Source organism: Acinetobacter sp. YH12140, from assembly GCF_013418475.1.
GTDB classification, from domain to species: Bacteria; Pseudomonadota; Gammaproteobacteria; order Pseudomonadales; family Moraxellaceae; genus Acinetobacter; species Acinetobacter amyesii.
In genome coordinates, this window is record NZ_VPBZ01000005.1 from 431,844 (window position 1) to 454,406 (window position 22,563).

A 22,563-nucleotide genomic window follows, 5' to 3' on the forward strand; every position below is an offset into this window, starting at 1 on the left:
ACTAAATCAATAACACCCTTCTGAACTAGAAATTTAATAATGCTGTAATTCACAGCATTTTGAATTACAAAATTACCCTGTATATCGTCTATTAAGTCGCTCACTATCGGCCTCTTACAAAATTATAAATTAATCCACCTTGGCGCATTTCCTTTCTAGTGAAGGTTTCCATCATATTCTGAAAACCTTGAGCAAGTTGCTTTTGTCCTTGCGTATCTACTTTAGCCGATCCATCTGTATTTACAATAATCGTTTGGGATACTTTTACATCACCACCTGAAACATTATTTTCTTGCTCAATCGCATCTACAGTTCCCATGCCTACACGGTAAGTGTCTTTAGGGTTTACTAGGCCGCCGTCTGAATATTGGTTTGGAAGCTTTCCAGTAGCGTTCATATAATTCAGAGCATCCAGGCCTAAACTTTTAACCGCCGCTGTTTTAAACATAAACTCGCCATTAGATGCCATGATAGGAATCTCATCACTCGTTCCTGTCCCTTTTCCTGTAATATGTCCGCCAGTTGCAAAGCCTGCGATGGTTTGGGCTGCAATCATTCCAACATTTGCCATACCCATACCCAACGTAACGCTTGCCGCTGTTTGCTTACTTATAGTGTCAAATGTCCACGGGCTTGCAAGAACTTGGTTATATGCTTGAAAAGCATTGATAGTTGCTGAAGTTATCGCAAAAGCTTGTTGAGCCAAAAACATACCCTTGTAAACACTAGACTGCTCCCCAACCGAATCTTTAATAAGTGAGGTCATACTAGACCAAGTTGAAGATGTTGCAGATAAGAGCATACTCATTGAGTTTAGTGATAAATCCTGTTTATCTCGCTCATACTGACGCATTGACTCCAAAGACTGCGACTCATACTCCTTTTGCTTAATAAGGCCATTTTCGTACATGTCGTTGATGGCTTGTTGTCTATAAATAAAGTCCCTGTCAGCACTCACATCTTCACCAATAGCAGTCTTGTAGTTAAGTGTTGTATTGATTAAAACATCACCCTCCTCCTGCTTTTGATTGAATTGAGATGCAGATAACCTGCGGGCCTTTTCTCCATCAGAAATATTCGCAGTCTTGATGATTTCCTCTCGCTCCAGCTCATAACGCTTTCTAATAGCATCCATTTCTGGATACATCGCCTGTTCAGCCTGAAAAATCCGCTGCTCTTTGGCAAGTTTGATGAGGCCGAGTTCGTGTTGGTATTGATTTTCGAGCGCATTAATAGCGATCTCTTTATTTTTCTCGGTTATTTCCGAATTCTGATGAAGTTGTAACTTTTTTATATCATAAGAGTATTTAAGCTTTTGCTCTTCACTCATTTGAAATTCATTAATTTCAAATTGTAGCTGAGATAAATAAATTTGCTTTTCATAATATGCGCGCTTATTTGCTGCCTCCAAGAATGGTTCCGGATTGGCAAAATTCGCCTTGCGAATTTCATTTATTTCTTTGGATAGACTTAGTTCAATCTGCTTCTCTCTATCAGCATAAGCATAAATGTATTGCTCTCTTAGATTGCGTTGTTCTTCATCTGCGCGATCTGCTTCTTTTGCATCCTTCCGATGTTGTGACAAAGCTGCACTCGCTGCTTTAGCCGATCCTCTCTTAGCATTGGTAATTGCATCCTCAGAGGCTTGTAGTTTTTTATTTGCAGCAATATTCATGTCAATAATCTGAATATCTTTTGCTGAAACCTTCCCTCCATTTTCAAAGGCTGCTTGTGATGCCATTTTTGCACGCTCAATATTCCAACCTTTAGCAATTAGCTTGTTGGTCATAATGGTCTGTGCGGCACCCTTCTGTAGGTTTGAAATGTACTTGGACTGTGCATCTGCTGCTGCGTTCGCTGCATCAGCATTGTTATACATAGCGTTGGTATTATCGTTTACTTTACCAACGGCATTAGATGCAGCATTACCAGATAAAGTAACCTGCTGACCTAAAGTTTTTTGAGCATCTGCATTTTGCTGTGCTTTAACCCTAGCCTCCTCGTAACTCTTAATTAAATCCAAACCTTGGGATTTTTGCTCAGGTGTTAATAGTTTTAGTTTGTTTAATCTCTCGATAGCATCAGCTTGTGACATCAATCCTTTGTGCACCTGATCTGAGATTTCACGGACCTCTTTATTGCCAGCATTCGCATTTTTAACTGTGCGAATAAAGCCATTAAACGACAAGTTCAACTTATTCAATTTGTCGTTCTGGTCTTCAAATGATGCTGCCAAATCATCTTTAGCAACATCAAGCTGAACACCTTTTAGAGCCAAAAGTTCTTCCTTGGTCTTCTCAGCTACCTTGCCTTGTTCTTCAAGTTTTGCATTTGCTTCTGCTGTGCGTTTTTGAAGATACATGTATCCTGCAGTTAATGCAGCCACACCGATTGTGATTGCACCAATTGGGCCGCCAACCAAACCAAGCAACATAGCTCCGCGTGAACGGCTAGCATTTAGTGCATTTTCAGCAGCAGTTTGAGTGACTACGGCTGCTGTGCTCTGCTTAATGGCGATGTTGTGTGCAATTTCCGCTTGAGTCAATCGCATGGTTGCCGCTGCACGTGCTTGGCGCGTTGTGGCACTATTAAGCTCCTGACGAGCTAGATTGATCTCAGTAAGTGCTAATGCTGCTACTTGACGAGTACGTTGCACCTCCACCGCAGCCAATTGAATCTGAGATTGCAGGGCTGCTGTATCTGCTGCGCGACGTTCCAGAGTAGCAGAGATTGTTCCGCGAATAGCCACTGCTTGAGCAAGAATGGTTTTGGTAAGTAATGCCGCACCACCAACCATGGCAATGCCTGCGATAGCATCAAGGTTATTCGCCAGCAATTGAATTCCATTAGCTATAGTGGTTGCAGCACCCGAAGCTTTACCAGCTTCACCTGTAAATTTAGTGACTTCATTGCTTAGCAGCTGAAGCGACTGACCTATTGTCACATCGGTTTTTGCAAATAATTCATCTACTGATTCTTTTGATTTTGCTAAGGCATCAACGAGAACTTCACCAGTAATTTTACCTTCAGCAGCCACAGAGCGGAGTTGCCCGACTGTAATACCCATACCCTGAGCAATTGCTTTGGCTAAAGCTGGCGTTTGTTCAAGAATCGAGTTGAGTTCTTCACCACGCAATGTACCAGAGGCCAACGCTTGACCAAATTGAGTTAATGCTGCTTCAGCTGCTTGAGTGCTTGCACCTGAAATTGCAACAGCTTTCGAAACTGTTTCTGTTAATTCGGCTGTTTTAGCCATATCAATTTTTAGTGTTTTCGCATTATCACTAAAGCGCTGATAAACCTGAATCACAGAATCCCATGATTGGTAGGACTTTTGAGCAATAACGAAAGTATCACTCATTGCTAGATTTAATTGCTCTTGTGACTCTGTAACTAGTTTCAACCTATTTTGCATGCCAGTATAGGCATCCATTTTTGCTACTGCCGCACCAACAGTTAGTAGTCCTGCCATGTGCCCAGCAAGTTGACGGGTAGCTACAGACACACTATCCATAGAGCGCGACGCGTGTGTGCCGTTTCTATCAATATTTTCAAGCTCTCTACCAATGGCTTGTGCGTTGCGTAAAGCATTGCGGGAGTCAATCTCAATCACTAAACGGCTTAGTTGTGTGGTCATTTTGCTTTCCTGCAGGCAATAAAAAACCCCACATAAAGCGAGGTTAGTTTGATTATATTGACTAGAGCTTTTTGTACTCTTCTAGCATCTCATTGTATTTTTCAGTAAATCCAGTTAAGTCGGTTTCACCATCTTGATTATATTCATAAGGCCATTCTTTATATCGCGTGTAAGCAACTTTCCCTTTTTTCATTTGCTCAATAACTTTTTGCGGAGTGTTGCTCGATCCTTCATAGCCATAAATTGGAGCATTGTTATCAATTTTTATGACGCTCTGAGTGCGTGGAAAGTGATTTCGACCAATATAAACACTATGTCGCCCGCCATGTATTCCCACTAATAGTGCATTATATGGCTTACTTAACGTACAAGATTTAGTACCACTAAACCTATCTTTTGTGCAATTTAAATTCCAGTCTTCAGGTTTTGGTTTTGTTGTGTATGTATTCTTATCCACAACAAAGTTTCTATATTCTGCATCAGGGTTTTCCATTGAGCTTAAGATGGAATTTCCATCCCGGTCTTTTAGTGTGTAAAGGTCGTTAGCAAATGCGCTAGAGCCGCCCAGACTTAATAGCAATATAACAACCGATTTCATACCCACCCCAAATATATAATTTAGAACAAGATACTAATTTATGTACAAAAAAACCACTCCGAAGAGTATTCTTTGAAACTCTAATCGGCACCAAAAACCAAACTACAATGAAGATATTTTATTTTTAGCATCTCCCATTGCCTCTTGAAAGTTTGAATTAATTTTTTGTTTTAAATTTATTTGATCACTAAGATCATGGCGATTCGAATCAAACAAATCTAGACCAAAATCTGCTCTAAAACCTTTGTATATGGTTCCAATCAATCCAGAAATATTGTCAAAGTAGTCCAGTAGATACATCGCTAGTTTATGTTGCTCATGAAATAATAGCTTTACCTTTTCTGAACTCTCCGCGCTAAGCTCTTGTCCCAATTTAATATTCATTAAATATTCTAACTTTGCTTCTTCTCCAGCTTTAGCGTTATAAGATTTAGCACCCCCGTTATCAAACCACTCAACTTTTTTACCAATTTCATTAATTTTTTCCATCAGTTCATCTAATTCTCTTTCAATTTTAAAGATTGGTTCCTTCGCAGTTAAAATATAGTTTATGAGATAGCGGAAGTGAGCACTTAAATCAGCAACCTTTATTGATATATCCATATCACTTATTAGCTCTAATTTTTTCAACTTTTTTGTTTGTTCCCTATGAAAATCATTAAACTCATCAAGGGATGGTGCTGTTGCTACAGCTCCTAGCATTGCCTCGAAATCAACAATCGAATCAACAGCTTCTAAGTATATTTCTTTTCTAAGGTTAAATTTTCGTTCTCGATCTTTGTCCATTAAATCAAAATTGATTTTTTTATCACTATTCTTTGAGTTGTAATAATTCGTAATAATTACACCAGCCAAAGCTCCGAACAAGCCTAGCAGGCCAGTGATTAGCGCTGAATTTAATTGAAGGAATGTAGATATACCATTCATCGTTAGCCTTAATATTTTTTAAGAATCTTTAATATATATCGTTTGTAGTAACAAAAAACCACCCCGCAGGGTGGTTTCCATAGAACTAAACTTTTACTTATTCAACTGTGCTTCCACAAATGCATCAGTAACAACGCGAGCTTTTGAGCCAAAATCCTGTGTTGCACCACTAAATGGTAATGGGGCATTAAAACTAAGCGCAATAGCGCACACCAACAACCATAATGCGCCTACGCTCCCCACAATCTGAGTCATTACTATTCTCCTTTTTTAAGCTTAGGGAGAAACCAATATTACATACATAGCATTATACATCAAGCACAATATTAACGTAACATACTAATTTTATTGCATATTTCGTTAAATTTTCTTATATCTCATTGAATTAAATTTTATTTTTTTCCCCTAACTCCATCCAAAAAAAGATTATCCAATGCAAATATGCACTCAACAAAGATATGAAGCTCACAAGGCACTTCGTACAGCTCAAGATAAGCATTGATATGGCTACCATCTAACGGCATAGTCACAGGATGATATGAGCGCCCACGTGCAATTACATTGAATGCACTCAAAATAGCATGAGCTATATAACTAAACTCAGGCGCATCATCTAGCTTGCGCCCTTGCTTTTCGCGGATCTTCTTCTGAAAGTCGGTTAGTCCACCGTCTCCCGCGTGCCATTGGTAAAGCTTTGTGACTTTCCCAAAGTGTCAGCTTTAACCGCATCTGCTTCTAACTGGATTTGCTCTGCATGAGATTTCACAAAAGCCCATATTGCTACCCCCACATCACCCATGTTTAATAATTTGGTGGCATTTTCAGGTGTGCAAGGCTGCTCAGTTTCTTTGCCATTTTCACGGAAAGATACACCATCCCAGTCTTCAATAAGGTGGCAAGCAGCAGCTTCAAGTAATAATTCATGATAAAGCTTATCTTCACCACTGGCTGTTGATACGACGTAGCCTTTTGATGCGACTTGATTCTGTGCTCGCTCTAATGCAACACGATATGGTTTATATGCCTCACCACGAATCTTAAAGCGAGCTAATACGTTACCTTCAGCATCTTTGTATTCTTTCCAAAGAGATGTTTCTTTGCTTTTTTCAATTTCTACAACTAAGGTCATTTTCTTTTTCCAAAAATATAGCCCCTTTCGGGGCCATTGTTAAGCTGTTGTGCGTGTAATCGTTGGCGCTTCTTTCACATGACGGAATTCCATCGCCATAGTGTGATCATCATTTTTATTGGTATCTGAAAGCCCGTCATTATCAAGCTCCAGCTTCGTGAAATTGAAACCGTAGGCATTACCTTTTGAATCTTCCATGCCAATTTCAGATGTCATAGTTTCACGTGATTCAACGTAAGGAATCCATTCTTTTGATGTGGTTGTAAGAGCTAGTGTTACATTCAGGGTAATAGTGACATTACCTTCTGTGTAGCGGTTTGGAATCAAGCTGCCGTTTCCTAAACATGGCTTAGCGGTCAGGTTATTATTGATAGTAATTGTGAAGGACTCGGCACAAGCCGTTCCAACTGTGGACACACCACTAATTTTAAACTCATTCACGTTGATTGATGACATAAATGGAGTATCTGTGGCTGCAACAGGATTTACTACTGGTGTTGCTGTTGGATTGCTATAGCCGGTTGCACTAATTGAAGCTGTACCCGTGATTTTACCTTCTGTGTCGCCTTGAATAGTCAATTCACCAATTCGACAACCCGTGAAAACTTGAATAAACCCGACTTTTTTTGTCGTGCTTCACAATTGTGTATGTTGGTAGTGTGTCACCACCAATTTCCAAAGTTGAGACACTTGGTGTGCCTGAATCAACAAATAAATTACCTGCAACACCTTCAAAAAACATATCTTGGCTTAAGGCTGATAATTCAAATTCAATGCTACCCGTTGCTTCGGCTGAACTTGCCACAGAACCTTGTTCAAAACGTGAATCAACAATCTCATCCGATTGCGTCATCGATACCGTCTTTTTGAGTGAGTCTGAGTTTCGACGCAACGTATGCCAAACTGGCACCGCAGGCAAAGTATTAGGTGTTTCTTCTTTCGCAATGTGGATTACCACATCAGTGCCCTTTGACATAGTTGTCTCCTAAATTTAGGCATAAAAAAACCGCCCTAAAAGGACGGCTAAATAAGAATTTGGGTTTAGTTCACTACGTACGAAATATTCACGTTGTACTGGTAATAAAGTTCACCATGGGTACTTACATCAATAATAGAAGCCTCACGCAACTCTAAATCATCTTTTTTATGGAACTGCATATGCTCAGCCCACTTGTCGGCCATCTGTGATATTAAATCTGTGCCAGTATTTAAAGGCGCAAACAATTGGATATAAACAATACCAGTAGTGCGTGTACTTGGTTTAGATCCGATCTCTGCAATAAAACTGCCCGCATTTTTAACTGTAACCTTGGCCCATATCTCATTTGCAGGCGGCTCAAAAGGTTTACCACCAACAAGCGGATTATTTGCTAATTGAATGTTTGGTTTAGGCATTCCAGTGAATGTACCTACATGTGCCAAAATAGCCCGCAAGGCTTGAGTATTTGTCATCATTTGTATTTCTCACAAACATGCTGAAATGAAAGTGCATAAACACCATTTGGCGCTTGTTGAGAGTGACCGTTTTCTAAATCTAGGCCATACGGACTATTACTTTGGATATAGATCAGGCCACCAAAATTAGCTGAAGCTGCTACTTTAAGACCATGATTTAATGTTTCTGAGCCTGATTCGTCATAATTTTTTTGGTATGAGTTATCTGGTGAATCAAGCGTAACTTTGTGTGATGCTCTAAATTCACCATCCATTACAGGGGAACGTACAATGACTTGCTGAAGTGTTTCGCCCACGATATTTTTTACATGTTGGTCAGCATCCTTGAGCATGTGTGCAGCAAAATCACTGGGTTTATTTTTCCAGCCCATATTTCACCCATTAAAAAACCCACCGAGGTGGGTTGGTGTTAACTTTAAAATTCTTTTATTTTTTTCGACCAATCCTTTCACCAGTCACCTGCATTTGATCAGATGATCCAATTTTCAAGAAAAGATACCGTCTTTCGGTATATTCTGAAATTTCAATTTTACCAAAATCGTCAATAGCATCATTTATCTGACCAGAAATATTGCTTTCAAGATATTCTAAAGTGAAACGGGTATCACCAAACAGATTATATGAATATACCTCTGAATCATTTTTTAAGATAATCTCTAATACTAATTTAAAGTACTTACCAGAATTATCAATTGGTTGACGACCTAATCTATAGTCTTGGACGTTACTTGCTTGTGTTTTAAGTTGTTTCATTATTAGCCCTCATTTGCTTAAAAATAGAAATATCATCTTTATTAATTTAATGAAATATAAAAGATTTTAAATGAGTGCAAAATAATCAATTAGCTTTCCGCAACTGGCAAACCCAAATACTATCCGTTGGATCAGCTCCAATATTTACCACTTTAAAGCAGCCTTTTGATGTGACCCATACATCCCCAATCTGAGGCTTTTGCTTAACCTTATCTTTCAGCACTTCATTTTGAAGTACCGTGGCCTTAGAGTCTGTCACCTGATAATCAGTTGGTTTGACCATATCTTTTAAATACGAGCCAAACAAAACACCACGCCCCGAATATGACTCATCACCCACAACCGGATAAGTCTGCGTCTCAAAATCAAACTCACCAGAGTAAATCAGTTTTTCGCATGTGAAAGTGTCGACTGCATCGGCCAACTTTTTATTGAATGCCGCAGCCACTTTAGATTGAATTTTGTTTTTGATCATGCTCGAAACACCTCAAACCCAAAACCTTTAGACTTTAAATCAAGTGAAGCAATGTAGGCACGTGCAATCTGCTCAAACTCAGATACCTCAACACTGCCTTCAGCGTAACTTTCAGTGATCTGCACTGTGTCTGCTTTTACGCTTTCACTTGTAGTTTGACGAGCAATACCCACATAAATCACACCAGCTTGAATGCCTTTGATAATTTCGCATGCAGCATCAATTAAAACTGGATCTATAGTGTCTGGCACATATCCAACTTCGTTTCGCATCCATGTATTTGCTAATTTAAGGAGGCGAGCTTTATCACCAGCCGGCGCAAAGTCTGCCCCTAGAATTTGGTCAGCCTGTTCTTGGGTAATAATGCTCATTGGTTATTCCTTTGCTTCAGCAGTTTTGGCTGCCTTTACTTCTGTAGCGGTTTGTTTTTTGAGCTTGGCTTCAAGGTCTTTGACTTGACCTGCTAAAGCATTACGCTCAACTAGCACACCATTTAGCTTTACTAACGCATCCGATAGGCGTGAATTTTCAGAGAGTAATTCCGAGTTTCGCAATTCAGTCTGCTGATAAGCTTCAACTTGCTTTTTAAGTACTTCATTTTCAGCAATAACCTTTTCACATTCAGCTTTCGCATCATCAATGGTTTGTTGTAATTCAGGTGTGATGCCAACTTTTGCTTCAATGGTGACAATATTGGAATTATTGCGCTTAATCAGATCTAGATAAGCCTTAGGAACATCACCAGCCACTTCTGAGCACGGTTCCAAAGTATCAGCTTCGTGATAAGCACTAGCTTTGCGAAGGATATAACCTTCACCTTGAAGTTTTGCCACATTTTCGGGAGAGAAGTCATCCGTGAAATATAGGCGTTTATTAGATTCTTTTTTCATGTTTTCTATTTCCAATCAGGCAAAGAAAAGCCCCTTTCGGGGCACTTCATTTATGCAGACTTAATTAGGACGCCAGCTGTATCTTTCACGCTTGATGCGATTAGATCCCAGTTAGTTGGGGTGCCGATTGCTGCATCAGTTGGAGATTTTCCACCGGTAGCGGTATCCCATGCGTAACCTTTCACACCTGCACCGAATGTCCACTCGGCTTGGTAGGTGTACTTGATATTCTCACCACCAGTGCCAGGCACCAATTCAGCATTAAAGTCATTGTTGTCATTCACAACAACAGCGCCTTCAACAAGGCCTAGCGAGTTGTAGAATGCAGTACCTGCGTTATCACCTACCAAGGCAGGCGCATCAGTCACCACAAACACACGACCAAACGGATCACGAACCACATTCACACCATCATAACGGAACAGGTTTTCTGAGTTGGCCAGAGCATTATCAAACAGGTTGTGCATTGTTGTGGAGTGAACAATCCAAGCACGAATTGCGCTTGAACGATCACCAAGTTTCGCAGCACCTTTGTTAAGCAAGCGGAATGATGCAGCATCAGTACCGTCACCATGCACGGCATTGGTATTTCCTGAAATTGCTGTAGATGCACCCAAAATTCCCGCATTCAGCATGTCAGCTAAACGCGCTTTGGCCAACTGCTCACCAATTGTTAAGGCAGCAAGTTCAGGGTTTTGAAGAATCCAAGAATACTGCTGTTTTTCATACTCAATCGGCGGAGTGCCTGCAGCAACCTTTACAGCCACATCAAGTAATTGTTCTAAACGTTTTGCGGTAACTGTACCTGTACCATATGCATTACGACGACGCACAATTCCAGCAATTGCCTTGAACGATGCTTCAATGTTGAAATCACCACCGAAAGGCTCATTGATCAATTGGATTGCACCCTGTGATGCTTCGTTAAATTTATCAATGTCCTGTGCCACTGTTTCTGTCATTGCGGCATAGGTTTGCTTGTTAAATACCTGTAAATCAAAAGGCATATGCCTCTCCTTAAATTAATTTATGCTTTTTCGCCCACTTGCTTCATGTAAGCAATCTTTTCTTCTTTGGTTTTGCATTCAGCCAAAGATTTAGGGCCCGATTTGTTTCCATCACCACCCTGAAAACCCGCACCACCAGCTTGAGAACCTTTTAAAATTGAATCCTTATGTTGGTATCCGCCAACCAAAGTTTCTAAAGCTTCATCAAAGTCTGCGATTTCACCCGGGCGAGTGCGTGAAAAGATTTTTTGACCATCGGCACCAACTGCCACGACCTTGCCATTTTCGATCTGGAAGTTCTTTCCAAACGTGGCTTGAATCATGTCTACCGGTACAGCGATGTTGTCTTGAATGAACTTAGAACGAGCGAAACCGCCGCCAATAAGCTCGTTATGCAGTTGAGTTTGAAATGCATCACGCTCTTGAACAATTGGTGCATATTTATCTTCAACGGCTTTAATTGCTTCGAGTTTGATTTTTTCGACTTCACCAGCATCCACCAGTTTTTTATCGTCGAAGTTTTTCAAAGTTTCTAAAGCTTTTTTAGCAGCTGCTGGATCTTCAATGCCTTCGAATGCTTTAAGCGTGGATTCAGCCTTTTCATAGCGTTCACGGTTTGTTTTAGCTTCACCATTCAAACGCGAAATGGTTGCTACGGTTTGGGCTGCATCATGTGCTACTTCTTTGCCATCGTCATGAACATAGATTGGTAAGCCCTGTTCATTCACTTCCGCATATGTCTTGTTATCCACGGTTACTGTTTTAAGTTTCATAAGTCATCCGACCCTATTTCTAAAATGAGCATCCGCTCGTTACGCTGTCCGCATCCGCTTTCAGCAGGCAATAAAAAAGCACCTCGGGAGGTGCTCTATTTGAATTTAGTTTTTTGGGTAATTGCAAAAAAGCAATAACCTTCGAATTTCTAAAGTTTGTTTTCTGCAAGTTAAACTTCTGTTACTGCTTTTGAGATGTCCTTATGACCTAAAGAAAGCCCTTTCGGGTCATGATTTGGATTATTTGCATTTGTTCTCTGGTTGGTTTAATTGCTCACGCAACCATTCAGACTCATCTTGCAGGCTTTCTTTGGTGTATCCCATTGCTCGGACACCTTCTGAAGCTCCCTCATACTCCTTAAATCTACTTAAGACAAAATCATAAAGTTCAATATTCTCTTTCCAACCTTTGCAATCTAGAGCTTTAAGTTTATTGGACCTAGCTAGATCCTCTTGCTCATTCTTTGCCTCTGTAGAAATCACTTGATTTCTGTCCGATTGTGTTTGAACGTATCGCTCCATTAACTTGTAATATTTAAGTTCAAAGTCTTTTTGAGTTGAAGCAAAAGAGGTGCTTGATACAATTACACAAAATAGAAATGCGAAAAGCTTCATTGTTGTTATCTGCCTAGTTAAAATAGTGATGACTATTATATTTAAACACCTAACAATTCAAAGGTTTTTTTATCTAAAACCTTCAACTCACCCAACGTATAACCACGCTTATTCAGCGGATCAGCAAACTTATCAATGCTGTACTCACCTTTTTTATAAAGCTCATACTTAGATTTACCCAGCCAAGTGCGCTGAAAGAACTCATCCGACTGCTCGAAAAACTCTTTAAATGATGTATTGGCATCAAGCTGGCCAATAAGATGTTTGCGCTCATCCTTGGGAATATCTTTGACTTTACGCTCATCCATAACAAAAGGCCGTAATCCACCAATCTCACCATCCTTGTTGCAAGGCATATATGTTGTGCGGTTATTTGGATGCACTGGAAATCTTGGCCGCAATGGATCATCGATAGAAAATACGTCACCGTCGATTGATGCGCAGTACTTACAAGTGCGCCCATCCAAAGTGGCTACAACTTTTACATACTCATACCCAAGCGCCTTGTACGTATCGATATAAGTTGCAGTACTAATGTGACTGCGGGCTGTTCTTACTTGACGTTCAATTGATTCACGTGACGACTTAAGTAAGCCATCTTTATAATCTAAAGCCTTTCGCCCCTTGATTCGTTGCACAATCTGCTGATTGGTCTGCCCTTGTGAAATACCATCACGAATTGCACTTTCAACTTTCTTTCGTAGTGTTGCTGCAATATCTGCAAATAGATAATCAACCAAAGCACCACCTGAAAAAGGTGCTTTCTTAATGGTTTTATAAATCTTATCAGCATTAACAACTGCAGCAGTACCAGCAACTAACTTCGCAGAATATGAAGCCTCATAAACCGCCAACTGTAATGCTGATTTATCGAACTGCTCAAACAAGTCCACATCAATTGATTTGAACCACTCATTCAGAATGGTCTTAATATCTTCAATGTTTTTACTTGATTTAGCCTTACTCGAAAAGTTTAGGCTTTTAAGTGCATTTCGCTCTGAGTCTGACAGCTCGTTTAAGATATCTACTAAGCGGTTTAACTGGCTATTGGAAAGATTATTAAACTGAGCTGTAAGTTCATTTACTGCTTGAGGTGATGCGCGGTAGAGATAAGCTGAATGTTGGCTCAGCGCATCAACCAAGGCTTTCTGCGCTGAAATGTTCATGTTTAATCCTTATCATCTAGTGAATCAATTCCACCATCTTCACGCTTTTCAATTTTCTTAACGATGTCTTCCCATTTATCTTCTGGGAAAGTACCGGTCTGCTCGTAGTGATACCAGACATACATTGGTAATTCACCTGCAAGACAAGCTTCGTAAATCAATTTTGAGCGTGTTGGGTCATATTTTGGTTTATTGAAGTCCTGAGCAATCGTAAAGCTCAGCTCATCCACTTTTAGATCATGTTCAGGCATCACAAATTTGGCACACCAGCGCAGTGCATTGGTAAAGGCTTCAGATACATTCGCCACAACGAGTGACAAAACTGAATGTTGGACTGAGCTATCATTGTCTGCCTGAGTCGCTGTTTTATTAGCAGAACCGACTTCAATTAATCGAGCACCAAGCTCTTTCATTTGGTCCCATTTATCATTCATACGCTCATAAGCCAGTCCATTTTTTTCCGCTTGGACCATCTTTGCATCCGTAGGAATACCAGAGCGACTACCTACACTGGCTCCTGACTCCTTTACCATGGCGTACTGTTCTGGCGTAATATTCGGAAAGCACAAAGTAGGCTGACCAACAATAAATGCCGATTCTTCTACATCAGCAGTACTGGTGTAATAAGACAACTCCATAGTTGCCAATTCATACAGTGGTGCTGTACCAATTTCATCTGAGTTGTCTACTGCGCCGCAGAAAGTGAAAGGAATATAATCCCAAGGCTGACCATGGTAATCAGTTGGAATGTACTTCTCTCCTTCTACCCATTCGCCTTTATCGTTCTTCGTATAAATTTGAACTGTGTAAACAAAGCTGCTACCACCTTCTTCAAGCGCCAAAATTCGATACTGATCGCTGGATTCAACCTTAAATCCATTGCGAGTTTTAACTGTCTCAAGCAGCTTCACAAAACTTAGCTTTTTCTGGTTACCGACAATGATGTAATCCCAATCCTTGATTGCGCCCGCCTTGATGATATGAATCATCGGAAAGGCACCTTTAGACTTTTCCTCTGCCTTACTTCGACTTGGCGCTACGTTTGGAAAATCAACATATACTCCACAGCGGTAATTTCGGTTGATCAAGCGTGTTGCACGTTGAGCACTTTGATAAATAGATCGACCTGCACCATCCGCATTGCGCTCCAAGTATTCCAATTCATCGGGTTTGTTGAATACTGGTGATTTGCCATAAGCCAAGCCAATATGACTCGCCAAAGTTCGACTAGTCACACCAGGAAAGATTGCGCGCATCAAATATTCTTTATAGCGGTTTGTACCATCTGGATCATTCTTTGAATTAAACAGAGATGGCTTAGGCAGGTACTTCTCTTTTGCTGCCTTAATAACTTCCTGACCACCACAAACATCATCCAACTTATTCCAAGTCGCAATGTGCTTATCATAGTCGGCATGTGTTGCTGTAATGCTCATATTAGAATCCAAACATTGGTATATCGATGCGTGTGACAGGTTTAATAATTGGGAACCGCTTAACTAAAGGGTAACCACCAGCATCACCCACATGATCTAGTCCTGACTTTTTATCAGGCGCCCCAAAATCGTCATAAACTTGTTGCTCTAGAGTTTCGGTAAATCTAGGGCACTTATTGGTGTTTACCTTTAACGTACGCTCACCATCACCATTTAAAATCAAGGCATTAACTGAGTTGATACGGTCCTTAATTGCTGGATTGGTACCATTAACCTCAACTCTCAACCCTTTGTCTCTTAAAATTTGATGATCCGATTCACTACTATTTTTAGATGATGTTGATTGCCCAGCAGCATCTGGAATCACAGTCATTTCATGAAAAGGAAACCGCTCAATAAGCAATGTGGCCATAGTTGGTGTATCACGTACTCCTACCATCTCATCCAATGCCAAAGGTTTTCCATCACGAATTACATATACAACAGCTGCCATCTTCAGGACGTTAAAGTCCATCCCAATGATCAAATGCTCATTTGGTTGAATTTCTTCATCTGTGTGATTTAGTTTTCGATCAAAGTCAGGGTAAACGGCACCACTGGTTAGGTTGACGAATTGTCCACGTAAATATGCTGAAATTAATTGAGGTGGATACGACTCGTACAGTGATGAGATATAGTCATCAGGTAGATTCTTTTCATTATCATAAGTTGACGCCTGAATCATTCCATACAATGCACGTTTGGCGGGTGTTGAATTGGCTTCTTTTACAAACTGCTCATAAGTAAACTTAAAGCCCTCTGGAGTGGTGGCGACATCAATACCATTCATCAAACCTGCTTGTTTATAACGCATACGAGCAATGATTTTTCGCCAAGCCTGTTGCGCCTTATCCTTATTCATCACATCAAGCTCATCAATCAGAGCGTGACCAATTTTAAAACCTACAATCGTTTGTGGCTTTTCCATTGAGCGGCAAATAATCGTTGTTCTATATTGCCTGCCATAATAAATATCAACTTCTTTATTTGTTTCATAGATCTTGGCTTTTAAACCCCAATCAAACGCTACTTCATCAATGGTTGGAAAGAAGATGTCTCGAATCTGCGGATAGGTAGGCGCAAAGTAGCCAAGCGGCACTTTAGGAAATTCCCAAGATTTGTCACAAAGGCTCGAACAACCTACCCAAGTTTTTCCACTACCAAAACCAGCAACAAAGGCCCTGAATTTATTCTTCAGCTGAAGGAAGTTCGCCTGCGGAACATTCAGTGTCGGATTGATGTTCGGCATTTGATTTACTCGCATTTACAACTTGAATTGTGACTTTTACGGGAGTTGGATCATCTGCCCCCTCACCATCGCCATTTTTGATTTTGTCAATTTCAAGCTGCTTTAATTGAATATCTAAAAGTTGAGCATCATGACCGTGCATTTCATCTTTGATCTGCTTAATGATGCCTTGCTTCATGTATCTATTTTCACCCCACCCGTAATACATCTTCTGTAGCTCGGCAAGGCGTACAGCTTTATTGGCTAAAGGAATGTCATAAACATTAGACCTAAATTCAGTCCTTGTTTTTTGAAAAAGGTCTTTAAGCTTTTTACTTAAATTCCGTCCAGAGTGTTTTGTCGGGTCGTATAAAGCCACCTGCTGGCGACTAATTTCAATTTTAAATTCCTGCTTTACAGTGTCCGCTACTTGTTGAGGGGTTTCAAAGCAAGCAAGAGACTGGACTATAAAGATTTTTACAGGCTCTTTTAGTGCTGCCACAGCCACCTCTCCGTAAAGCTACGTAAAGCACGATAGATAAAAAAAATCCCCTGCTTAGGGGATCATTTTGAAATGCTTAATGCTTCTTCAACTTTATCTCTGTGCTTTTCAGGGCAAGGTTTAACTCGTTCTTTGCCTTGTCTATTTGATCGCATAACAACACCATGTTCTGATTTAACATGAGCAATCCAGCATGATTGAGCTGTAATACCGTGTTTGCCTTTTATGAATTCTTGAATCTGCTTATATGTAGCCATATCACCCCCAATTTTTATCTAACTCTATTAAATTTAATGTCATTAAAAAAGTAGAAATGTGATCCTTTTGATCAAGCCAACTTCAATAAACACGTACCGCATGCATGAGCAATATTTGCCTTAGAAATTGTTGGGCCGCTATTAACAAGCTCTGCCATTTTATGAATTCCTGAATGCCCACCATAACGCTGCACTACACCAAAGAACTCTTCAACATCATGCCCACGCATTTGTAATACTGCATGCCCTGTATGGCTGTCATAACATGGTCCACCGTTAGGACTAATCTTTTGTTTTAAGTGATAAAGCTCATGTTCAACCAATGTCATGAACGATGAATCAGAACAGTCTGAGCAGTAACGCGCATCCAGTGTGATTAGTGCTTTCGGGAGAAACCCAAACCATTTAATCAATTGCGCTTCTTGTCTGTATTTCTTCCATCCACTCGCTTGAAATTGAACAATCTCCGCCTGCCCCAAAACCACACGACCTTGTTTTTCAAATGCACTTTCAGCCCACAAGAATCCAATGCCTGTGTGACCAATCAAATGCATGTGGTCTTTGTTGTATAAATCGCTATTTGGATTAAGGATTGTCTCTTGCAACCAATCATGGATATCTGCAACTGGTTCAAATAGAAATTCTTCCGACCAGTCTTTATCGATAAGATGTTCAGGCGGGTAAGGTCTTTTCATAATTTCTAGCCATTAAAAAACCTCCCGAAGGAGGTTTGGTTTATTTTGTGCAATATTTTAAATACATTGGGTACATAGGATTGGTTTTTAATAATACCGTCCCATCTTGCGTGGCTGGTATGCGTTTTTCAACCCCATCAGTATAATATGCTGTAGAGCCATCGAAATATATGCGCTGACCAGCACATTTTATATGGAAACTAATTTGATATCCAGCAACAACATCATCATTTGGCGTCTCCTTAACAAAAGAGAATGCAACCCCTTTAGGGTTAGTCATTGGTGTAATTGAGGAGTGGACCACTCCATTTGGAATATAACCTGCGGCATGGAGCTCTGACCCAAAAATCATAATAAAGCCAAAGATGCCGCCAATTTTTTTAAATAAATTTTTCACTTATCTACCCCTCTAGAAAGTGCCCTTACTTTACTCTCTAAAAAGTCAGATATAATTCATATAGTTATTCAAGTGCTCACCCTATGACCAAGCAAACATCAAGTCATCAGGCGTATTCAACCAACACCCATGTTTATTACAAAACGCATGAATGTCATTTAAATACTCAGTGAATTGATCTACCGTTGCATCCGTCGTACTAATTAATTCATTCAACCCATCCACCACCTGCTGATACATCGGATGACTTTGCTCTTTTAAAACTTTGACTGCTTCAAACGTTTTTCGATACTGGCCCACATCATCGCGATCATAGATCCGAGATAAGAAATACTTCTTAAAATACAAATGCTCTGAATCTTTATCTGTGCCTTGGTGTTTAGACCATTGATTCACCCACATCCAATACAAACGATTCTGTGCTTTGCTGCGGTCATCTTCTTTCTGATTGATCCGAACAACTAAAGGCTTGCCATCATTGAGCGCATTCGCATGGTGTTTGTGCATATATGCAATAGCCCTGCCGACTTCTTCGAATGACTTGATGACAAATGTTGCGGGGTCGAGTTTTGGAGTAATCTTATTCATTTATTACTCCCATAAAAAACCACCCGAAGGTGGTTATGTTAGTTAGGTTAGGTAACTCAACCAATCTCGCTTAACTTGCTCAATTTGTGACTGTGTTAAATTATCAAGCCCATAGATAGCATAAGTGATATCACCTTCAATCTGAGAGAAAAGTTTCATCATTCTCCCTTTATTACTCTCAACATATTCCGCTGGTGATTGATTTGAAGGAAAGATCTCTTCATCAAAAATATAATCACCGAAATCATCAAGTTTGGTAGAAAAACAAACAACTTTTTGCATGCTAAATCCTTTTAGCTAGTTTTAAAATCACACCTTACACCAATTAATTCTTTCATACCAAATTTGATTTAAAACAACTCATCTCTCTTACCCATCATCAACTCAACCGTAACCAACCATTGCTCAAACAGCTTTTCACTTTCTTCACGATTACTCAACTTGTACTGATCAAATTGACTATGGCATGAATGACATAGCGGCACTGTGAACTCGTCACTAGCTTTGATTGATCTACCCTTGCCATGCTTGGCGCTATTTGAATGCGCTGCCTGACTATCTGGATTACCACAACGGACATAAGGTAGCTTTCTAATTTTAGCGAGTCGTTTTGGGTTTCTCATGAAGTAATTCTTCTATGCTTGCGATCTGCTTACCAATCTTTCTTAACTCAGCTCCGCAGTCTTGGCGAAATGCATAGCTTGAATACAAGTGGTTGTAGTTCATCAATCGAGCTTGGTTTGCTTTAAGCACTTCAAGGTTTTTAACTGCTTCTATTCGATCAACCATACTCACCCCGCAATAAGAAAAGAAAAACCCCTCAACATCTAGAATGCGAGGGGCTTTTGTGTGCCGTAATACGTTCGGCGATTTATTTGAGCCACCCACCAAAAAAAGGGAAGCGCATTGTAAAGAGGCAAAATCAAATAATAAAATTTAAATTTATTTACTTTTCAAATACTTAATATTTATTCAGCAATAAAGTTGTATAGGCTATTAATTTACAAAAGGGCAAGTTAGAATACTCATATAACTTATTTTAATGAGTTATGTAACCATTCATAAAGAGGTATCAGATAAAGATGATGGAGTTTGAATTCACCTTTAAGGTGAGACTTAAAATTACTCGGAAAATGGCTTTAAAAGTTTGGACGCTTGCACTGCCATTTTCCGAGTTAGCATTATTAATCAGCCGATTTCCTTCCAATATAGAAGATTTAACTGATTTAATAATTTGGTTCGTATTTTGTTTATTCATAAACATAAAATACGTTTTTTTAATTCCAATGTAAACTTTAATAACTTTGCTGGGTGGCTAAGGCCGCCCAGTTATTTAACTTCTTTCAAACAGCTTCGACAAACTTTTATCTCATCACCATCGATCGTGTGGTCAATTTCAACCGCACCATAGAAGCCGAATAAGCATTTTAAAAATTGGAGCATGTGGATCTCCTTACACTGGAACTCATGCAACTTAAGCTTAATACTTATATTTCACCTTTAAATTCATCTTAGAGGAGAGCTCTTTTTTAAATTCCCTTATAAGCTTTAATCTTAAGTATGTGATAAATTGGCACTTTCTATTACTTTATAAAAATGAGGGTTCCATGCTGTCCAACAGCCAAAAAAACTATATCATTGGATTAATAAGCCTAGTGGTATTGATTGTTTTAGCATTATTTGTCTATAAAAATCTCAAAGTTGAGGATAAGACAACAGTTGCACAACCACAACCATCTGTAGAACAGAATAAATTGGTCGCTGGATTGAATAAAGAGCAATACATATCTAAGTGGTGTGAAGCAAATTCACAAGATCCATTTGTTTGTGTAACCGCAATTCAAGATTGTAAAAATGACATAAAGTCTAGTAAATGTGATAGCGAATCTTTTAACCAATTAGAAAGTAGTTGGAATCAAAATAAGAACCCAGATCCGAACTCAGAAAAGCCCCAATCAAAAGTCGATCAAAAAGTTCTTGCGGAATACTGTTCTTATACTGTTGATACCAAAACCTGTATAAAAGATATGAACGCTTGCTTTGATGGAACTAGCACTGACAAGAACTGCAAAGCCTATATTCGAGCCTTCAATGATGAAACTACCAATGGAACTGATTATGGTTCAGATACATCAAATAGCAACCCTACACTTGAAGACATCTACCAAAATAATGTGGCCGTTGAATCAGTAAAGGCTTGCAAAGGTAATGCCAACTGTAACACTTTCCACGCATTAGCAAAAAATTGGGAGGCAATTCCTCAAAGTGAAACAAAACAGCTAGCACGTGATGGTGATGGTTATGGCTTATGGAAAGGTTATTCTTACTCAGATGAAAGAATCAATGAGTTAGCAGAAGCTGGTGAGGCAGCATTTTATCGCGGTGGTGCAGCCTCACCAAAGGAAGAACGAATATTTGGCCAAGGTCTAGCCGTTCTTCTTTATCTTCAGGGGCCTGAAAACTTCGAATACTAATAAATCCAATAAATCTAACAAAAAAGACAAGTTATGTGACTTGTCTTTTTTTCTTTCATAATCATAGTTTGTTATTTTTTTAGATACATATTATTAAATTACAGGCATTAAAAAGCCCACCTTTTAGTGAGCTTAATTTAGTCATGGTCAGAAACTGTGTAATACGACCAGTATAGAAATAAGATACCCTAGTTATCATTTTAATGATAGCCTTATGCTCGCATTTCTTTGTAAGTTTCCTTTTTATATTTTTTGATCGCATTTGATGCTTCGTCAATTGCAGATTCAAGAGCCAAACTCATTAAATCCTCATACGGTTTCCATGTTAAACGATACACATTAGTTGTCATCTGCATCGAATTAATCCCCGCATAATACAATCGACCTTGCGCTGTAAAATTTCCCTCAAGCTCAGGATTCAAAGCAAAGTCAATTACCATACGTGCAACCAAGTACGCCAAATGATTCATGGTAATATGCTCAGGCTCCCGCTTCTTATCATCCTTAGCATTGACCAACATAATTTTAACCAAGTGATTGCGCACATACTCATAATCACTTTCACACTTCCCATCAAAGACAATAAGCGCTGTAACTGACTTTGCAAGCTGTGTTTCCATGCTCGCAATCGCACCCAAACGATCTTCATAATTCAAAGGCTTCTCCCCAGTGCCATGTGCCTGTGGTTCAAAGTTTGGTGACTTCGCTGTAATACCCTTAGTCAACCATTCAAACGGTTCAAATTTTTCTGCTACTGCATTCATCCCAATCCCTCAAACTTCTCTAATATCGATATCGTGTACTGTTTTCATAAGGTGTTTCTTGTTGCGATAACTTGGTAAATTTCCCGTTCCCGCCGACTTCACATCTTCAACAATGAATTTCCCGTTTTCGATGTATGTAAAATCCGCGTAATACCTCAATTCGGGTTTTGCCCTTTTCTCGCCTTCCAATTTCACTTTAGGTGCCAAGACAAATTTGACCTGACACCGTAATTCTGAAATTTCACCCCTCTGCATGCGCGCTGTAAGCTCGATATAGCGCTTGTACTCTTTGACGCTATCAAACTTCACTCCATCCTTTTCAATGCGCTGAGCGTTAAATTTGCTGCGCCCAGACTTGGGTTTGGTCTTGGGCGCATATTGTTTATGGTATTCAGCGAGTGAGATGCTGGTCATGGCTCACCATCGTAAAAGCGTTCGCAAAATCCCGATAAGGCCTTGCATAAACACTCCCATCATTCAGACTTTGATAAACGGCCATTTTTGGAAACTTTTCGTTGTTACACTTATTTGCTGTTGCGATGTAGCTGTATAGATTTCCAGTCTTGTTGTGCTTATAGATCACGACTCACCTCTCTCAATCACTCTCGTCGTCAGCGCTATATGATTGCGAATGTCTGATACATGGTCGGTTCTGTCGTAGTCAGCGATGGCAGCACTAAGATCATCGTACGTAAACCCCTCACTTGATCTGTGCCACATCCCATTTATGACTGTGAACTTCATATCATCAGGACAGC

The 22,563-nt window shown here is 39.7% G+C and carries 29 protein-coding genes and 1 pseudogene; 1 reads left to right on the forward strand and 29 read right to left on the reverse strand.

Features of this window, described 5'->3' with window-relative positions; translation table 11 throughout:
* Positions 1 to 103 precede the first annotated feature (103 nt).
* The 26 genes and pseudogenes from FTU75_RS09160 to FTU75_RS09285 all read right to left on the reverse strand — a co-directional run bounded on the left by FTU75_RS09160 (position 104) and on the right by FTU75_RS09285 (position 19,356).
* The gene (locus FTU75_RS09160; protein WP_180115785.1) at positions 104 to 3,637 is read right to left on the reverse strand and encodes a tape measure protein; all 3,534 of its coding nucleotides are present in this window, start codon (positions 3,635 to 3,637) and stop codon (positions 104 to 106) included.
* A gap of 61 nt (positions 3,638 to 3,698) precedes the next feature.
* Positions 3,699 to 4,235, reverse strand: a complete 537-nt coding sequence (locus tag FTU75_RS09165; RefSeq protein ID WP_180115786.1) for a hypothetical protein — start codon at positions 4,233 to 4,235, stop codon at positions 3,699 to 3,701.
* Positions 4,236 to 4,337: 102 nt separating this feature from the next.
* A complete protein-coding gene (locus FTU75_RS09170) occupies positions 4,338 to 5,162 on the reverse strand; it encodes a hypothetical protein (RefSeq protein ID WP_180115787.1) in 825 nt (274 codons plus the stop codon).
* Positions 5,163 to 5,255: 93 nt separating this feature from the next.
* Positions 5,256 to 5,417, reverse strand: coding sequence for a hypothetical protein (locus tag FTU75_RS09175; protein ID WP_180115788.1), 162 nt, complete (start codon positions 5,415 to 5,417; stop codon positions 5,256 to 5,258).
* A 403-nt stretch (positions 5,418 to 5,820) separates the two neighbouring features.
* Positions 5,821 to 6,291, reverse strand: coding sequence for a hypothetical protein (locus tag FTU75_RS09180; protein ID WP_180115789.1), 471 nt, complete (start codon positions 6,289 to 6,291; stop codon positions 5,821 to 5,823).
* Positions 6,292 to 6,330: 39 nt separating this feature from the next.
* Positions 6,331 to 7,267: pseudogene (locus FTU75_RS18665) on the reverse strand (phage tail tube protein).
* Positions 7,268 to 7,332: 65 nt separating this feature from the next.
* Positions 7,333 to 7,746: a phage tail terminator-like protein gene (locus FTU75_RS09190; RefSeq protein WP_180115790.1), complete on the reverse strand. Its 414-nt coding sequence runs from the start codon at positions 7,744 to 7,746 to the stop codon at positions 7,333 to 7,335.
* Positions 7,743 to 8,117 carry a hypothetical protein gene (locus FTU75_RS09195; protein WP_180115791.1) on the reverse strand — a complete coding sequence of 125 codons (375 nt, stop codon included), beginning with the start codon at positions 8,115 to 8,117 and terminating at the stop codon, positions 7,743 to 7,745. The genes FTU75_RS09190 and FTU75_RS09195 overlap by 4 nt, the downstream gene beginning before the upstream one ends.
* Positions 8,118 to 8,172: 55 nt before the next feature.
* On the reverse strand, positions 8,173 to 8,499 hold the full coding sequence (locus FTU75_RS09200; RefSeq protein ID WP_180115792.1) for a hypothetical protein: 327 nt from the start codon (positions 8,497 to 8,499) through the stop codon (positions 8,173 to 8,175).
* Positions 8,500 to 8,584: 85 nt separating this feature from the next.
* Positions 8,585 to 8,974, reverse strand: coding sequence for a glutamate 5-kinase (locus FTU75_RS09205; RefSeq protein WP_218948341.1), 390 nt, complete (start codon positions 8,972 to 8,974; stop codon positions 8,585 to 8,587).
* Complete coding sequence (locus FTU75_RS09210) at positions 8,971 to 9,345, reverse strand: hypothetical protein (protein ID WP_180115793.1); 375 nt, start codon at positions 9,343 to 9,345, stop codon at positions 8,971 to 8,973. Before FTU75_RS09210 ends, FTU75_RS09205 begins: the two co-directional genes overlap by 4 nt.
* Positions 9,346 to 9,348: 3 nt before the next feature.
* Positions 9,349 to 9,864, reverse strand: a complete 516-nt coding sequence (locus FTU75_RS09215; protein WP_180115794.1) for a hypothetical protein — start codon at positions 9,862 to 9,864, stop codon at positions 9,349 to 9,351.
* A gap of 50 nt (positions 9,865 to 9,914) precedes the next feature.
* Complete coding sequence (locus FTU75_RS09220; RefSeq protein WP_180020902.1) at positions 9,915 to 10,871, reverse strand: major capsid protein; 957 nt, start codon at positions 10,869 to 10,871, stop codon at positions 9,915 to 9,917.
* Between the two features lie 20 nt (positions 10,872 to 10,891).
* A complete protein-coding gene (locus tag FTU75_RS09225; RefSeq protein ID WP_180115795.1) occupies positions 10,892 to 11,644 on the reverse strand; it encodes a DUF6651 domain-containing protein in 753 nt (250 codons plus the stop codon).
* A 240-nt stretch (positions 11,645 to 11,884) separates the two neighbouring features.
* The gene (locus FTU75_RS09230) at positions 11,885 to 12,259 is read right to left on the reverse strand and encodes a hypothetical protein (protein WP_078191933.1); all 375 of its coding nucleotides are present in this window, start codon (positions 12,257 to 12,259) and stop codon (positions 11,885 to 11,887) included.
* A 41-nt stretch (positions 12,260 to 12,300) separates the two neighbouring features.
* The gene (locus FTU75_RS09235; RefSeq protein ID WP_180115796.1) at positions 12,301 to 13,425 is read right to left on the reverse strand and encodes a minor capsid protein; all 1,125 of its coding nucleotides are present in this window, start codon (positions 13,423 to 13,425) and stop codon (positions 12,301 to 12,303) included.
* Between the two features lie 2 nt (positions 13,426 to 13,427).
* Positions 13,428 to 14,861 (reverse strand): DUF4055 domain-containing protein, encoded by a 1,434-nt coding sequence (locus FTU75_RS09240; protein WP_180115797.1) that lies wholly within the window; start codon positions 14,859 to 14,861, stop codon positions 13,428 to 13,430.
* A gap of 1 nt (position 14,862) precedes the next feature.
* Positions 14,863 to 16,149 carry a terminase large subunit domain-containing protein gene (locus tag FTU75_RS09245; protein ID WP_078191936.1) on the reverse strand — a complete coding sequence of 429 codons (1,287 nt, stop codon included), beginning with the start codon at positions 16,147 to 16,149 and terminating at the stop codon, positions 14,863 to 14,865.
* Positions 16,088 to 16,630, reverse strand: a complete 543-nt coding sequence (locus FTU75_RS09250; protein ID WP_180115798.1) for a DUF2280 domain-containing protein — start codon at positions 16,628 to 16,630, stop codon at positions 16,088 to 16,090. Before FTU75_RS09250 ends, FTU75_RS09245 begins: the two co-directional genes overlap by 62 nt.
* A 62-nt stretch (positions 16,631 to 16,692) precedes the next feature.
* The gene (locus FTU75_RS09255) at positions 16,693 to 16,887 is read right to left on the reverse strand and encodes a hypothetical protein (protein WP_257223749.1); all 195 of its coding nucleotides are present in this window, start codon (positions 16,885 to 16,887) and stop codon (positions 16,693 to 16,695) included.
* A gap of 71 nt (positions 16,888 to 16,958) precedes the next feature.
* Positions 16,959 to 17,582 carry a putative metallopeptidase gene (locus FTU75_RS09260; RefSeq protein WP_180115799.1) on the reverse strand — a complete coding sequence of 208 codons (624 nt, stop codon included), beginning with the start codon at positions 17,580 to 17,582 and terminating at the stop codon, positions 16,959 to 16,961.
* A 40-nt stretch (positions 17,583 to 17,622) separates the two neighbouring features.
* On the reverse strand, positions 17,623 to 17,979 hold the full coding sequence (locus tag FTU75_RS09265; RefSeq protein WP_180110113.1) for a hypothetical protein: 357 nt from the start codon (positions 17,977 to 17,979) through the stop codon (positions 17,623 to 17,625).
* Positions 17,980 to 18,060: 81 nt separating this feature from the next.
* The gene (locus tag FTU75_RS09270; RefSeq protein WP_180115800.1) at positions 18,061 to 18,567 is read right to left on the reverse strand and encodes a hypothetical protein; all 507 of its coding nucleotides are present in this window, start codon (positions 18,565 to 18,567) and stop codon (positions 18,061 to 18,063) included.
* A 42-nt stretch (positions 18,568 to 18,609) separates the two neighbouring features.
* A complete protein-coding gene (locus FTU75_RS09275) occupies positions 18,610 to 18,849 on the reverse strand; it encodes a hypothetical protein (protein ID WP_180115801.1) in 240 nt (79 codons plus the stop codon).
* A gap of 68 nt (positions 18,850 to 18,917) precedes the next feature.
* Positions 18,918 to 19,190 carry a hypothetical protein gene (locus FTU75_RS09280; protein WP_180115802.1) on the reverse strand — a complete coding sequence of 91 codons (273 nt, stop codon included), beginning with the start codon at positions 19,188 to 19,190 and terminating at the stop codon, positions 18,918 to 18,920.
* Complete coding sequence (locus tag FTU75_RS09285) at positions 19,165 to 19,356, reverse strand: hypothetical protein (protein WP_180115803.1); 192 nt, start codon at positions 19,354 to 19,356, stop codon at positions 19,165 to 19,167. Before FTU75_RS09285 ends, FTU75_RS09280 begins: the two co-directional genes overlap by 26 nt.
* A gap of 818 nt (positions 19,357 to 20,174) precedes the next feature.
* On the opposite strand from FTU75_RS09285, the gene FTU75_RS09290 reads away from it, so the two are divergent.
* Entirely contained in the window at positions 20,175 to 21,041 is an 867-nt protein-coding gene (locus FTU75_RS09290; RefSeq protein ID WP_180115804.1) for a hypothetical protein, read from the forward strand.
* Positions 21,042 to 21,253: 212 nt separating this feature from the next.
* Here FTU75_RS09290 and FTU75_RS09295 read toward each other — a convergent pair whose 3' ends face one another.
* Genes FTU75_RS09295 through FTU75_RS18670 form a run of 3 tightly spaced genes read right to left on the reverse strand, consistent with a single transcriptional unit; the run spans position 21,254 to position 22,388 of the window.
* The gene (locus tag FTU75_RS09295) at positions 21,254 to 21,805 is read right to left on the reverse strand and encodes a hypothetical protein (RefSeq protein WP_180115805.1); all 552 of its coding nucleotides are present in this window, start codon (positions 21,803 to 21,805) and stop codon (positions 21,254 to 21,256) included.
* A gap of 9 nt (positions 21,806 to 21,814) precedes the next feature.
* On the reverse strand, positions 21,815 to 22,219 hold the full coding sequence (locus FTU75_RS09300) for a DUF1064 domain-containing protein (protein WP_180115806.1): 405 nt from the start codon (positions 22,217 to 22,219) through the stop codon (positions 21,815 to 21,817).
* Complete coding sequence (locus tag FTU75_RS18670; protein ID WP_106986610.1) at positions 22,197 to 22,388, reverse strand: DUF1653 domain-containing protein; 192 nt, start codon at positions 22,386 to 22,388, stop codon at positions 22,197 to 22,199. Before FTU75_RS18670 ends, FTU75_RS09300 begins: the two co-directional genes overlap by 23 nt.
* Positions 22,389 to 22,563 lie beyond the last annotated feature (175 nt).

Bases quoted from the DNA above. Each gene is read 5' to 3' on its own strand.
- FTU75_RS09210 (WP_180115793.1), bottom strand. From the start codon at position 9,345: ATGAGCATTATTACCCAAGAACAGGCTGACCAAATTCTAGGGGCAGAC.
- FTU75_RS09180 (WP_180115789.1), bottom strand. From the start codon at position 6,291: ATGACCTTAGTTGTAGAAATTGAAAAAAGCAAAGAAACATCTCTTTGG.
- FTU75_RS09270 (WP_180115800.1), bottom strand. From the start codon at position 18,567: ATGAATAAGATTACTCCAAAACTCGACCCCGCAACATTTGTCATCAAG.
- FTU75_RS09200 (WP_180115792.1), bottom strand. From the start codon at position 8,499: ATGAAACAACTTAAAACACAAGCAAGTAACGTCCAAGACTATAGATTA.
- FTU75_RS09255 (WP_257223749.1), bottom strand. From the start codon at position 16,887: ATGGCTACATATAAGCAGATTCAAGAATTCATAAAAGGCAAACACGGT.
- FTU75_RS09160 (WP_180115785.1), bottom strand. From the start codon at position 3,637: ATGACCACACAACTAAGCCGTTTAGTGATTGAGATTGACTCCCGCAAT.
- FTU75_RS09295 (WP_180115805.1), bottom strand. From the start codon at position 21,805: ATGAATGCAGTAGCAGAAAAATTTGAACCGTTTGAATGGTTGACTAAG.
- FTU75_RS09275 (WP_180115801.1), bottom strand. From the start codon at position 18,849: ATGCAAAAAGTTGTTTGTTTTTCTACCAAACTTGATGATTTCGGTGAT.
- FTU75_RS09225 (WP_180115795.1), bottom strand. From the start codon at position 11,644: ATGAAACTTAAAACAGTAACCGTGGATAACAAGACATATGCGGAAGTG.
- FTU75_RS09290 (WP_180115804.1), top strand. From the start codon at position 20,175: ATGCTGTCCAACAGCCAAAAAAACTATATCATTGGATTAATAAGCCTA.
- FTU75_RS09195 (WP_180115791.1), bottom strand. From the start codon at position 8,117: ATGGGCTGGAAAAATAAACCCAGTGATTTTGCTGCACACATGCTCAAG.
- FTU75_RS09215 (WP_180115794.1), bottom strand. From the start codon at position 9,864: ATGAAAAAAGAATCTAATAAACGCCTATATTTCACGGATGACTTCTCT.
- FTU75_RS09240 (WP_180115797.1), bottom strand. From the start codon at position 14,861: ATGAGCATTACAGCAACACATGCCGACTATGATAAGCACATTGCGACT.
- FTU75_RS09280 (WP_180115802.1), bottom strand. From the start codon at position 19,190: ATGAGAAACCCAAAACGACTCGCTAAAATTAGAAAGCTACCTTATGTC.
- FTU75_RS09235 (WP_180115796.1), bottom strand. From the start codon at position 13,425: ATGAACATTTCAGCGCAGAAAGCCTTGGTTGATGCGCTGAGCCAACAT.
- FTU75_RS09175 (WP_180115788.1), bottom strand. From the start codon at position 5,417: ATGACTCAGATTGTGGGGAGCGTAGGCGCATTATGGTTGTTGGTGTGC.
- FTU75_RS09190 (WP_180115790.1), bottom strand. From the start codon at position 7,746: ATGATGACAAATACTCAAGCCTTGCGGGCTATTTTGGCACATGTAGGT.
- FTU75_RS09205 (WP_218948341.1), bottom strand. From the start codon at position 8,974: ATGATCAAAAACAAAATTCAATCTAAAGTGGCTGCGGCATTCAATAAA.
- FTU75_RS09285 (WP_180115803.1), bottom strand. From the start codon at position 19,356: ATGGTTGATCGAATAGAAGCAGTTAAAAACCTTGAAGTGCTTAAAGCA.
- FTU75_RS09245 (WP_078191936.1), bottom strand. From the start codon at position 16,149: ATGCCGAACATCAATCCGACACTGAATGTTCCGCAGGCGAACTTCCTT.
- FTU75_RS09170 (WP_180115787.1), bottom strand. From the start codon at position 5,162: ATGAATGGTATATCTACATTCCTTCAATTAAATTCAGCGCTAATCACT.
- FTU75_RS09230 (WP_078191933.1), bottom strand. From the start codon at position 12,259: ATGAAGCTTTTCGCATTTCTATTTTGTGTAATTGTATCAAGCACCTCT.
- FTU75_RS09260 (WP_180115799.1), bottom strand. From the start codon at position 17,582: ATGAAAAGACCTTACCCGCCTGAACATCTTATCGATAAAGACTGGTCG.
- FTU75_RS09165 (WP_180115786.1), bottom strand. From the start codon at position 4,235: ATGAAATCGGTTGTTATATTGCTATTAAGTCTGGGCGGCTCTAGCGCA.
- FTU75_RS09220 (WP_180020902.1), bottom strand. From the start codon at position 10,871: ATGCCTTTTGATTTACAGGTATTTAACAAGCAAACCTATGCCGCAATG.
- FTU75_RS09300 (WP_180115806.1), bottom strand. From the start codon at position 22,219: ATGACCAGCATCTCACTCGCTGAATACCATAAACAATATGCGCCCAAG.